This is a genomic window from Kitasatospora sp. NPDC088779 (assembly GCF_040685395.1).
In the GTDB taxonomy this organism is placed as follows: domain Bacteria; phylum Actinomycetota; class Actinomycetes; order Streptomycetales; family Streptomycetaceae; genus Kitasatospora.
The window spans coordinates 1-11,229 of record NZ_JBFBHW010000079.1 but is presented as its reverse complement, the minus strand read 5'-3'; the positions used below and the strand labels follow the sequence as shown (position 1 = coordinate 11,229).

The 11,229-nt window shown below is 71.9% G+C and carries 10 protein-coding genes; 5 read left to right on the top strand and 5 right to left on the bottom strand.

The genetic code is table 11. From position 1 onward, the window contains the following. Positions 1–56: 56 nt before the first annotated feature. The 4 genes from hypF (at position 57) to hypE (ending at position 5,042) form a co-directional block, all read left to right on the top strand. Positions 57–2,390 (top strand): carbamoyltransferase HypF, encoded by a 2,334-nt coding sequence (gene hypF / locus AB0P03_RS38830; protein WP_363633399.1) that lies wholly within the window; start codon positions 57–59, stop codon positions 2,388–2,390. 60 nt (positions 2,391–2,450) lie between these two features. Next, entirely contained in the window at positions 2,451–2,777 is a 327-nt protein-coding gene (locus AB0P03_RS38825; protein ID WP_363588714.1) for a HypC/HybG/HupF family hydrogenase formation chaperone, read from the top strand. Further along, positions 2,774–3,898, top strand: a complete 1,125-nt coding sequence (gene hypD / locus AB0P03_RS38820) for a hydrogenase formation protein HypD (RefSeq protein ID WP_363588683.1) — start codon at positions 2,774–2,776, stop codon at positions 3,896–3,898. The genes AB0P03_RS38825 and hypD overlap by 4 nt, the downstream gene beginning before the upstream one ends. A gap of 76 nt (positions 3,899–3,974) precedes the next feature. Continuing rightward, entirely contained in the window at positions 3,975–5,042 is a 1,068-nt protein-coding gene (gene hypE, locus AB0P03_RS38815) for a hydrogenase expression/formation protein HypE (protein WP_363588712.1), read from the top strand. A gap of 179 nt (positions 5,043–5,221) precedes the next feature. Here the strand turns inward: hypE and AB0P03_RS38810 are convergent, their stop codons facing one another. Both AB0P03_RS38810 and AB0P03_RS38805 read right to left on the bottom strand, forming a co-directional pair. Further along, a complete protein-coding gene (locus AB0P03_RS38810; RefSeq protein ID WP_363588681.1) occupies positions 5,222–5,416 on the bottom strand; it encodes a hypothetical protein in 195 nt (64 codons plus the stop codon). A 189-nt stretch (positions 5,417–5,605) separates the two neighbouring features. Next, the gene (locus tag AB0P03_RS38805) at positions 5,606–6,109 is read right to left on the bottom strand and encodes a GNAT family N-acetyltransferase (RefSeq protein ID WP_363588679.1); all 504 of its coding nucleotides are present in this window, start codon (positions 6,107–6,109) and stop codon (positions 5,606–5,608) included. Positions 6,110–6,660: 551 nt separating this feature from the next. Between AB0P03_RS38805 and AB0P03_RS38800 the strand changes: the two genes are divergently transcribed. Beyond that, on the top strand, positions 6,661–7,905 hold the full coding sequence (locus AB0P03_RS38800) for an MFS transporter (protein ID WP_363633397.1): 1,245 nt from the start codon (positions 6,661–6,663) through the stop codon (positions 7,903–7,905). Positions 7,906–7,982: 77 nt separating this feature from the next. On the opposite strand, the gene AB0P03_RS38795 is transcribed toward AB0P03_RS38800, so the two are convergent. The 3 genes from AB0P03_RS38795 to AB0P03_RS38785 form a co-directional block, all read right to left on the bottom strand. After that, positions 7,983–8,642 (bottom strand): ATP-binding protein, encoded by a 660-nt coding sequence (locus AB0P03_RS38795; RefSeq protein WP_363633396.1) that lies wholly within the window; start codon positions 8,640–8,642, stop codon positions 7,983–7,985. Positions 8,643–8,734: 92 nt separating this feature from the next. Continuing rightward, entirely contained in the window at positions 8,735–9,595 is an 861-nt protein-coding gene (locus AB0P03_RS38790) for a DUF3592 domain-containing protein (RefSeq protein ID WP_363633394.1), read from the bottom strand. A 179-nt stretch (positions 9,596–9,774) separates the two neighbouring features. After that, positions 9,775–10,854: a hypothetical protein gene (locus AB0P03_RS38785; protein ID WP_363633393.1), complete on the bottom strand. Its 1,080-nt coding sequence runs from the start codon at positions 10,852–10,854 to the stop codon at positions 9,775–9,777. Between the last annotated feature and the right edge of the window lie 375 nt (positions 10,855–11,229).

The window sequence follows — 11,229 nt, the reverse complement described above, 5'->3', positions numbered from 1 at the left end:
CACGGCAACGACCACGCGGGGGCCCACGACCACCCGCACCCGGCCGTGGACCTGCCGTGACCACGGATCAGCAGCCGTCCCTGCTCCAGCGCCGCCGGGTCGCCGTGCGCGGACTCGTCCAGGGCGTCGGCTTCCGACCGTTCGTCTTCACCCTCGCCACCGAACTCGGGCTGTCCGGCAGCGTCACCAACACCGGCGAGGGCGTGCTCGCCGAGATCGAGGGCACCGGCGAGGCGGTGACCGCGTTCTGCCGGCGCATCGCCAGCGACGCGCCCCCGCTCGCCGACGTCGCCTCGGTGGACCACCAGCCGCTGGCCGTCACCGGCACACCGGGCTTCGTCATCACCCCCTCCCGCGCCGACGGACCGCACCGCACCCAGATCCCCCCGGACACCGCCACCTGCGCCGACTGCCTCGCCGAACTGGCCGACCCCGCCGACCGCCGCTACCGGCACCCGTTCATCAGCTGCACCAACTGCGGGCCCCGCCACACCATCGTCACCGCCCTGCCGTACGACCGGGCCAACACCACGATGGCGGCCTTCGCGATGTGCCCCGACTGCGCCCGCGAGTACGCCGACCCGGCCGACCGGCGCTTCCACGCCCAGCCCGTCGCCTGCCACACCTGCGGCCCGACCCTCACCCTGTCCGTCCCCGGGCTCCCCGTACTCGACGGCGAGCAGGCGCTCACCGAGGCCCGGCGCCTGATCACCTGCGGAGCGGTCCTGGCCGTCAAGGGCATCGGCGGCTACCACCTGGCCTGCGACGCCACCGACGCGGACACCGTCGCCCTGCTGCGCAGGCGCAAGCGGCGCGGTGACAAACCCTTCGCCCTGATGGCCCGCGACCTCGAACAGCTCAGGGCCCTGGCGGCATCCGGGGCGGTGGAACTGGGGCCCGTCGAGGAAGACCTGCTCACTGGCCCGGTGCGGCCGATCGTACTGCTGCGCCGGGGGCAACACCGGCTCGCGGAACTGGAAGCAGCCGCTCCGCGCAGCCCCGACCTCGGCGTGCTGCTGCCGTACACCCCGCTGCACCACCTCCTGCTCGCCCCTCCCGGCCCCGGACTGCTGGTCATGACCAGCGCGAACCTGTCCGGCGAGCCCATCGTGACGGACGACCGGGAGGCCCTCGCCCGCCTCGCCCCGCTGGTCGACGGCTGGCTCACCCACGACCGCCCCATCCACGTGCCCTGCGAGGACTCCGTGGTGCGGGTGGTGGACGGGCAGCCGCTGCCGGTACGGCGCTCGCGCGGCTACGTGCCGCTCCCGGTGCCCCTGCCGGTGCCGGTGCGGCCCGCGCTGGCCGCGGGCGGCGACCTCAAGAACACCTTCGCGCTGGCCCGGGACGGCTACGCCTGGCTGTCCGGCCACCTCGGCGACATGGACGACCTCGCCACCCTCCGGGCCTTCGACCGCGCGGTGGACCACCTCGGCGCCGTCACCGGCGTGCAGCCCGAAGTGCTCGTCGTCGACCGCCACCCCGGCTACCGCTCTGCCCGGCACGTGCGCAGGTCGGCCCGGGGCCGTGAGGTGCGGGACGTCCAGCACCATCACGCGCACATCGCCTCGGTGATGGCCGAGCACGGCCTCGACGGCAGCCGGCCCGTGATCGGGATCGCCTTCGACGGCACCGGCTACGGAGAGGACGGCGCGGTGTGGGGCGGAGAGGCGCTGCTGGCCGACTACCGGGGCTTTCGGCGTCTCGCCCGGCTCGACTACGTTCCGCTGCCGGGGGGCGACGCGGCCGTGGTGCGCCCGTACCGGATGGCGCTGGCCCATCTGCGGGCGGCAGGACTCCCGTGGGCGGCCGGCCTGCCGCCGGTGCGTTCCTGCCCTGCTGAAGAACTCCGACTGCTATCCCAGCAGTTGGACCGATCGGTGAACTGCGTGCCGACCTCCAGCATGGGCCGGCTGTTCGATGCGGTGTCCTCGCTGGCCGGGGTCTGCCAGCAAGCCGGGTACGAGGCGCAGGCGGCGATCGAGCTGGAGGCGGCTGCCCTCGCGCACGGGCCGGTGGCCGGCCCGGGGGAGGCCTACGCATTCCAACTCGCCGACGAGGGCGGGGTGGTGACCGCCCGACCGGGGCCGGTGCTGGCCGCGGTGGTGGCGGACCTGGCGTCAGGGGCGCCACCCGGACTGATCGCCGCCCGGTTCCACGCGGCGGTGGCCGCGCTGGTACGGGCGGTGTGCGCCGAGATCGGGCGGCGGCACGGCACCCAGACGGTCGCGCTGAGCGGCGGCGTCTTCGCCAACGCGCTGCTGTCCTCGGCGTGCGCGCGGGGCCTGGCGGAGGACGGGTTCACCGTGCTGCGGCACCGCCGGGTGCCGCCCAACGACGCGGGGCTCGCGCTCGGCCAGTTGATGGTGGCGGCGCGGGCCGACGGCTGAGTGGCCGCCCGCACGAAGTTCGGCAGGTTCGGAGGAACCGGAGAGAGGAGGGAGACCGCGATGTGCCTGGCGGTACCCGGAAGAGTGTTGGAGATCGCGGAACGCGACGGGACCAGGATGGCGGTCGTCGACTTCGGCGGGGTCGTCAAGGATGTGTGCCTGGAGTACCTGCCGGACCTGAAGGTGGGCGAGTACGCCATCGTCCACGTCGGGTTCGCCCTGCAGCGGCTGGATGAGGAATCGGCTCGCCGGACCTTGCAGCTGTTCGAGGAACTCGGCCTGCTCCAGGAGGAGTTCGGCGACCCCTGGGAGGCCGCGGAGACTGCGGAGGCTGCCGCGGCCTCGGCAGCCTCGGCAGCCTCGGCGAAGCGGGAGGAGGAACGGTGAGATACCTGGAGGAGTTCCAGAACCCCGAGCTGGCCGGCGGCCTGCTCGCCGACATCAGGGCGACGGTCACCCGGCCGTGGGCGCTGATGGAGGTGTGCGGCGGTCAGACACACAGCATCATCCGACACGGGATCGACCAACTACTTCCTCCCGAAGTCGAGTTGATCCACGGCCCGGGCTGCCCGGTGTGCGTCACCCCGCTGGAGGTGATCGACAAGGCGCTGGAGATCGCGGCCCGGCCCGAGGTGATCTTCTGCTCCTTCGGCGACATGCTGCGCGTGCCCGGCACCGGCCGTGACCTCTTCCGGGTACGCGGCGAGGGTGGCGACGTCCGGGTGGTGTACTCCCCGCTGGACGCGCTGCGGATCGCCGAGGAGAACCCGCACCGGGAGGTCGTCTTCTTCGGCATCGGCTTCGAGACCACCGCACCACCCAACGCCATGGCGGTGCACCAGGCCAGGAAGCGGGGCATCGGCAACTTCAGCATGCTGGTCTCGCACGTACGGGTGCCACCCGCCATCGAGGCCATCATGAACTCGCCGCAGTGCCGGGTCCAGGGCTTCCTCGCCGCCGGACACGTGTGCAGCGTGATGGGGACCGACGAATACCCTGCGCTCGCCGATCGCCACCGGGTGCCGATCGTCGTCACCGGCTTCGAACCGCTGGACATCCTGGAGGGAATCCGGCGCACCGTACGGCAGTTGGAGAACGGCGAGCACACCGTCGACAACGCCTACGCGCGGGCCGTACGCCCGGAGGGCAACCCGGCGGCCCGGGCCATGCTGGAGGACGTCTTCGAAGTGACGGACCGGGCCTGGCGCGGCATCGGCGTCATCCCGGACAGTGGCTGGCGGCTCTCCCCGCGCTACCGCGACCACGACGCCGAGCACCGCTTCGACGTCGCGCGGATCACCACCGTCGAACCCGCGCAGTGCCGCAGCGGGGAAGTCCTCCAGGGGCTGCTCAAGCCGCACCAGTGCGAGGCCTTCGGCACCGTCTGCACCCCGCGCACCCCGCTCGGCGCCACCATGGTCTCCAGCGAGGGCGCCTGCGCCGCCTACTACCTCTACCGGCGGCTCGACGCGCCGGGCATCGCCCGGGAGGCGAGCCCCGTTGGCTGAGACCCAGACCCAGACCCAGACCCAGGCCCAGACCCAGACCCAGACGCAGACGCAGACGCAGACGCAGACGCAGACCCTGACCGGCGCCGGCGGCGCCCCGGACATCCTCGGGTGGAGCTGCCCGCTGCCGCTACGCGATCACCCCCGGGTGGTGATGGGGCACGGCGGAGGCGGGGTGCTGTCGGCCGAACTGGTGGCGAACCTGTTCGCCCCGGCCTTCGGCGGGCCGGTGCTCGCCGGGCTCGCGGACTCGGCGGTCGTCGAGCTCGGCGGTGCCCGGCTCGCCTTCTCCACCGATTCCTACGTCGTGCGGCCGCTCTTCTTCCCCGGCGGCAGCATCGGCGACCTCGCGGTCAACGGAACCGTCAACGACCTGGCCATGAGCGGGGCCCAGGCGGCCTATCTGTCCTGCGGCTTCATCCTGGAGGAGGGCGTGGAGACGGCCGTGGTCGCGCACGTCGCCCAGGCGCTGGGCGCCGCCGCCCGGGCCGCCGGGGTGGAGGTGGTCACCGGCGACACCAAGGTCGTCGAGGCCGGGCACGGCGACGGCGTGTACCTGAACACCGCCGGCATCGGGCTCGTCCCGGCCGGAGTCGACATCCGGCCGCAGCGCGCCGCCCCCGGTGACGTGGTGATCGTCAGCGGTGAGATCGGCCTGCACGGCGTGGCCATCATGAGCGTGCGCGAGGGCCTGGAATTCGGTGTCGAGATCGAGAGCGACTGCGCAGCCCTCGGCGGACTGGTGGCCGCGATGCTGGCCGTCACACCCGACCTGCACGTGCTGCGCGACCCCACCCGGGGCGGCCTCGCGGCGGCGCTCGGTGAGATCGCCGAGGCCGCCCGGGTGGGCGTCGTGGTGAACGAGCGGGCCGTCCCCGTGCCCGCGCAGGTCGCCAACGCCTGTGCGATCCTCGGTCTCGACCCGTTCTACGTCGCCAACGAGGGCAAGCTGGTCGCCTTCGTCCCGCGCGAGCACGCCGACGCCGTCCTCGCCGCGATGCGGGCGCACCCGCTGGGCGCGGGCTCGGCAGTGATCGGCGAGTGCGTGGTGGACCACCCCGGTATGGTCGTCTGCCGCACCCCCTTCGGCGGCACCCGCGTCATCGACCTGCCGATGGGGGAGCAACTCCCGCGGATCTGCTGAGGGTTCCGCCCGCCTCGCGCGGGTGGTGGAACAGGATCGGGGCTCGTACCGGCTTCACCGGTACGAGCCCCGATCCTTGTCCAGGGCGTGCGATCAGCCCGGGGGCACCAGTGCCGCACGGCCCGACGGAGCCGGAATCCTGCCGGTCCCGGGTGTGCCCGGAACCGGCAGGGCGGCGGTCAGCGGCGGGTCCGGCGGAGCGTCAGCAGCAGGCCGCCCGCAGCGCAGTTCGGGCCGAACGCCTGCTCCGGCGGGGGAGGCGCGGAGACCGCCGGCGCGGCAGCGTCGCTGCCCACACCGGTGCAGCCCGCGAGCGGCACGAAGGCCGGCGCGACGGCTGCGGTCAAGACGGGGCAGGTCGTGCGACGACGCATGCGAAGTCCTCCTCAAGGGGGCGAACCGGCCATCCGGGCTTAATGCGCTCAGATAGCGACACGGGAACGGGATGATCCCCGGGACTGACCTCACCTGACCACCCGGCACCGAATCGGCGCCGGGATCCGGCGGACCGGCCCGCCCGGGCGACGGGCGAGCCGAACGGGCTGTCCTCGCCCGGATCCCCGTCAGGGGGTGAGTCGGAACTCCTCCAACTCCATGCCGTACCAGCGGGTGGTGCGGCCCAGCGCGGTCATGCCGAGCCGGTGGCAGACGGCCAGCGACGGCCGGTTGTCCGGCCGGACCACCGAGTGGATCTCGGCCAGGCCGTCCGCGAATCCCTTGGCCACGGCGCCCTGCGCGGCCTCGGTGGCGTAGCCCTGCCCCCAGCTGTCCGGATGGAGGTGCCAGCCGACCTCGACCTCTCCGTCGCCGTCCGGGATCGGGGCGAGCAGGACGGAGCCGGCGACCACGCCGGTGTCCTTCCGTTCCGCCGCCCAGATGCCGAAGCGCGGGTCGGCCGAGCGGGAGCGGAAGCGTTCGATCGTCGCCTCGGCGTCAGTGAGGTTCTCCAGGGTGCGGGGATCGCGGCCCAGCCACTGCGTCACCTCCCAGCGGGAGTAGATGTCGAGTGCCCGTTCGCGGTCCTCGGGCTGCCACTGGCGTATCGTCAGGCGATTGGTCGTGAACATGGACGTGATTCTGCTCCGACTGACCTGCGGGTGCCAGGCGTAGGCGCTTTCGTCATCGACCGCGCGGCCTCCCCCGCAGGGCTTCCACCTCGCAGCTTCCATCGCTCCGACCTGACGGGCTCCCGTGCGCAGGGCGACTTTGGGCCAAGATTGCCTGTTCATGCGATCGGCACATGTTGTGCACACCTCCTCCCCGCAGGGTGTGGCCGTTCCAGGAACCGGTCAAGGACGGGATCTGGACCTGTTCGGGCTCGCCGATCGTCCCCGGGTACGTCATCACCGACCACATCCAGACCGGCTGCAACGGCATCGGCTCCTGGCGGCACCGCGCACTCGTCGTGCCGGTGCCTCCGGCACGCTCCCACCAGGGCAACTGGTCGAAGCCGTCGCCGTCGACCCGCACAGCGTCGAGATCCACGCCGCCCATCGTGTCCGCACAACGGATGGTTGTGCCTTCCCGGCGGATCGGTTGTTTGATCCCGCCATTCGCCATCCGCTTTGATGCCGGTGGTCATCGGGTGGTTGTTCGGATCGGCGAAAGGCGTACGGGCATGAACGGGCGGCGGGCACTGGGGCGACGGTTCGGATGGCTGTGGGCGGCGTTCGCGGTCAGCTCCTACGGCTCGGGGCTCGGATTCGGCGCGTTCCCCCTCCTCGCTATCCTCGTGCTGCACTCCGGACCGACCCAGGTGGCGCTGCTGTCCGCCGCGGGGCGGGCAGTGGGGGCCCTGGTCGCCGTGCCGCTCGGTCCGTGGATGGAGTTCCGGCGCAAACGGCCGGTCATGATGGCGATGGACCTGACCCGGTTCGCGGTGCTGTTGAGCGTCCCCGCCGCGTTCGCGCTCGGCCGGCTCAGCTTCGCCCAACTCCTCGTCGTCTCCGTCGTCACCGCCGCGGCCGACATCGCCTTCAAGGCCGCCGGCGGCGCGTACCTCAAGACGCTCGTGCCAGCCCAGGACCTGCTCGTCGCGAACAGTCGGTTCGAATCGACGACGTGGACCGCCACCACCGTCGGGCCACCGCTCGGCGGGGCCGCCATCGGACTGTTCGGCCCGGTGGTGACCGTGGTCGCCGACGCCCTCAGCTACCTGCTCTCGGCCCTCGGCATCCGCGCCATCGGCGGCACCGAACCGCACCCCGCGCCGACCGGCGCACCACGGCTGCGCGCCGGAGACCTGCTCGAAGGGTGGCGCCACATCCTCGCCCACCCCACACTGCGCCCGCTGTTCCTCAACACGATCGTGGTCAACGGCCTGATCATGGCCGCCGAACCGCTGATGGCCGTACTCCTCCTCGGCCGCCTCGGCTACGCACCCTGGCAGTACGGCCTCGTGTTCGCCTCCCCCTGCGTCGGCGGCCTGCTCGGCTCACGCCTCGCCCGCCCGCTCGCGGCGCGCTTCGGACAGCACCGGACGCTGCTCACCGCCGGAGTGCTGCGCGCGTGCTGGCCCATCGGGCTGGCGTTCGTCCAGCCCGGCGCCCCCGGGATCGTCCTCATCGTCACCGTCCAGCTCGGGCTGGTCACCTGCTGCGGCCTGTTCAATCCGCTGCTGGCCACCCACCGGCTCGAACAGATCGACCCCGACAAGCTCGCCCGCACCCTCTCCGCATGGTCGATCAGCAGCAGTGCCGCCATCGCGGCCCTCACCGCCCTCTGGGGCCTGCTGGCCGCCACCACCAGCCCCCGCACCGCGATCGCCGCCGCCGGATTCCTCCTCCTCGCCACCCCGCTGCTGCTCCCGCGTCGCGAGAGGACGCCCCGGAAAGCGGGGGAACAGGCCGCGAGCCTGACCTGAGACGCGGGAGGACCTGGCACGCGGGAACTCGGACAGCTGCCGGTCAGATATCTCGGATGTCTTGGATGTCTCGAATATCAGTGCGGCCCACGCCGGTCGTCGAACTGGACCTCCAACTGCGGCCAGGTCGCGGCCAGGTGTGTCAGGTCGTCAGGCGTCGGGCCGGTGAGTGTCGGGCCGGTGAGCGTTGGGGTGGTGAGCGGGCCCACTGGTGCGCTCGGCTTGAAGTGGACCAGTGTCCCGGTCGTGCCGTCCACCTCGATGGGCTCCAGGCCGGTGACGGGGACGCCGAGTTCGTAGCGCTGGGTCCAGGCTCCGTTGAGACGGCGGTTGGTGTGGACGAGCCAGTCGCTGAGCGCTGCGACGACGGACATGCCGCGCCGGGGATGACCGTCGGGCAGCACTTCGGCCTGCGGGGAGTCGAAGAACCGAAGGTCCTTCGTCGCCATGACCGGCTTCTTCACGCTCCGGCCCCGCTCGTCCACCCGGGTGTCGGTGCCCCGCCCGTCGTCCCTGACGGACAGCGAGCCGTCGGCGTGGAGAACGAGGACACAGCGCCCGCCGCCACTGCCTGACGCTTCGTCGGCCGCATAGCCGAGGACTTCCAGGACGAGGTGCCACGGTCCGTCCGGAGCGAACTCCGCCGGGTTCTGCCTGATGTGCGCCAGATGGTCCGTATCGACGGCGCTCGACCAGTCATGTGTCGTGTTGACCCACTGGGCCCTCGGTGCATTCATCGGGCCAGGATGCCGCAGGCCGACGACGGCTCCGGGACCGGCCCCGTGACTGAGGACGGTTCGCTGGCCGATGGTGCTACGGCCGTTGGGTGTCAGAGCAGGAGCGCTCCCGCGACTGCCGCCGACGCCGTGACGAGAAGGCCCACGGTGCCGCTGGTGACTCCGCTCCTCCAGGACCGCTGTGCGGACGCGAGGTCCGGGGTGAAGTCGGCCGGGTCGGCGGGGGAGTAGTGGATCGTGACGTTCCGGCCGTACGAGTTGGTCGGGTCCGGCAGGCCTGAAAAGCAGTAGGCGGTGACGGCCGCGCCCTCGTGGGTGGTGAAGGCGACCACCGGCGTCTGGCTGGTGGACGTGTAGCCGTCCTCGTCGGTGCGGACGTTCCTGACGACGGCGACCACACGGCCCGGAACGGGAACCATCGCGGCCAGGGTGTCGAACCGGCTCCGCGCCTGGCGGACCTCCTGGGGCAGGGAGCACGCGAGGAACACGCTCCACGGCGCGCCGACACCGATCAGGGCCCACGGCCAGCCCCAGTCGATCGCGGCGACGACCACCAGCCCGACGTAGATCAGGAACACCGCGAAGTTCGGCCAGCCGAGCCCGTAGCGGCCGGCCCAGAGGTCGTTGGTGAACCGGAAGGCGTGCGGTCTCCCGGGCGGATAGCGGATCCCGATCTCCCGGCCCGTCCAGGCCGTGTTGATCCTGTCGCCGCAGTCACCGTCGTTCGTCACGGTGAACTCCTGCCCGGTGGAGGAGTCTTGGAAGGTGACGACGACCGCTATGCCGTCCCCCTCGGAACCTCCGTGCCGCGGCTCCTGCACCCGCTCGATCCGCCCCATCACCCGGACCGTCCGCTGGGCTCGGGTCACCCCCGCCAGCGACCGCCCGTACCCGAGCAGTGCCAATGTGCCGAACACCCCGCACCAGAGCGCCAGACAGTCGTGCCAGCCCATGCGTCCTCCTCCTGTCCCTCCGGTACGGTCCGCCGGGGTTTCCTCGCTGCCGTGGCAACCCGTCGCGTGCAAGATCTACCACGTCCGGGCCGGTGGGGAGCCGCGGCGGCCGGCCCAAGTCGGCTGGTGGAAAGCAGTCTTGATGTCGAAGCGCGTCGAGCGCGGGTGAAGCGCGGTGATCAGCGTGCCGGGGTGCGTCGCACCACCTGGCCCTCACCGTTCGCCTCCAGCGAGGCACTGCCCTCGGGCCCGGTCACGCCGACCCTGATCGTGAGGGAGCCGGCGAGATGGTCGGCGGTGATCTGCCAGGACGTCGGGGAGCGGACGCCGAGCGTCGTCTCGGCCTCCTTGACCAGGGCCGGGAACCGCTCGTAGGGCAGGGACAGCGGATCGAACTGGGGGGCCTTCGTGCCGCTCGGGGAGAACACGACCGACAGCACGCGTTCCTGCGCGAAGACGGTGATCGCCTGGCGCGGATCCTTCCCCTCGGTAAGGGAGTTGATGGCCTTGCGCAGTTCGCCGTCGTCGAGGAACGACTGGTCCGGCCCGAGGGAGACAGTCCCGGTCCCGGACGACACCACCGTGGTCGACCACGTCGAAGTGACCGTCGGTGCCGGAGAAGCGGAGTCCTGCTGTTCGAACAGGTCCACGCGGAACAGGAAGACCACGGCAGCCGCGGCGAGCAGCAGGCCGAAGAGCCCGACGAAGCCGGTCGAACGGCCCTCGGGAGGCTCGGTCACCATGGTCGACTCGGGAGCCGAATCCAGCTGAGCGCCGGCCGCCCGCTCCTCCCACTCCGGGGTCGGCCGCTTCACGATCCTCACCCGCCACGGCCTGTCCTGCGGATACTTCACCACCAGGACGCCGCGCGGCCGGTAGTCGGGGAGGTCGACCAGGTTGATGTCCTGAGTGATCCCGACGCGGTAGGCCGGCTCGTCGTCCGGTGCGACGGTGAGATCGAACCGCACCGGCACGTCGCTCGTCTCACCCCCAATGGCGCGCAGGCTCTCGATCATCGCGAGCGCTGTCCGGGGCACGACCGCCGCCTCCCGGGCCCGCCGCGGCGCCCCGGCGAGCAGGAGTAACAGGCCGTAGGCGATGGGCAGTCCCAAACCCCCGATGAACAAGGGCACCTTCTCGACGACCACGCCGACGACGAGCGCGGCCAGCGAGCCCCCGATCACGGCCCCCGTCAGGAAACTGCGGGCGAGGGTGACCGGAGTGCTGCGCGGAGGCGGCGCGCTCGGGGTGATCGTCATACGGGTGATTGTGCCGGGCCGGGGTGACAGCCGGTAGGGCTGGGGCGGGCGTTGTTCGCGCGGGGCCGGCGGGGTGCGGAGTGGGCGACGGCTGTCAGTAGTAGTCGGAGCGACGGGCGGAAAGCAGGTCCCGGGTCGCGCCCGTCGCGGGGGCGGTTTCGACGGGTGGCCCGGTTCGCCAGCTCCCGCGGTCGACTTCACGGGAGTTGGCGGTGAGCAGGTGGTCTGTGCGCGAGTCGCGGGTCGGGCACGAGGGGCCGCGGGTGGCTATCGGGTGTCTGTGTTTGTGTTGTGTGTGAGTTGGTGGTTGAGGTTGGTGAGGGCGTTGTGGGTGGCTTTGGTGTGTTGGTTGGGGATGGTGTGTTTGGGGAGGAG

Coding starts and splice junctions, on each gene's coding strand:
- AB0P03_RS38825 (WP_363588714.1), top strand. CDS start 2,451: ATGTGCCTGGCGGTACCCGGAAGAGTGTTGGAGATCGCGGAACGCGAC.
- AB0P03_RS38810 (WP_363588681.1), bottom strand. CDS start 5,416: ATGCGTCGTCGCACGACCTGCCCCGTCTTGACCGCAGCCGTCGCGCCG.
- AB0P03_RS38805 (WP_363588679.1), bottom strand. CDS start 6,109: ATGTTCACGACCAATCGCCTGACGATACGCCAGTGGCAGCCCGAGGAC.
- AB0P03_RS38800 (WP_363633397.1), top strand. CDS start 6,661: ATGAACGGGCGGCGGGCACTGGGGCGACGGTTCGGATGGCTGTGGGCG.
- AB0P03_RS38795 (WP_363633396.1), bottom strand. CDS start 8,642: ATGAATGCACCGAGGGCCCAGTGGGTCAACACGACACATGACTGGTCG.
- AB0P03_RS38790 (WP_363633394.1), bottom strand. CDS start 9,595: ATGGGCTGGCACGACTGTCTGGCGCTCTGGTGCGGGGTGTTCGGCACA.
- AB0P03_RS38785 (WP_363633393.1), bottom strand. CDS start 10,854: ATGACGATCACCCCGAGCGCGCCGCCTCCGCGCAGCACTCCGGTCACC.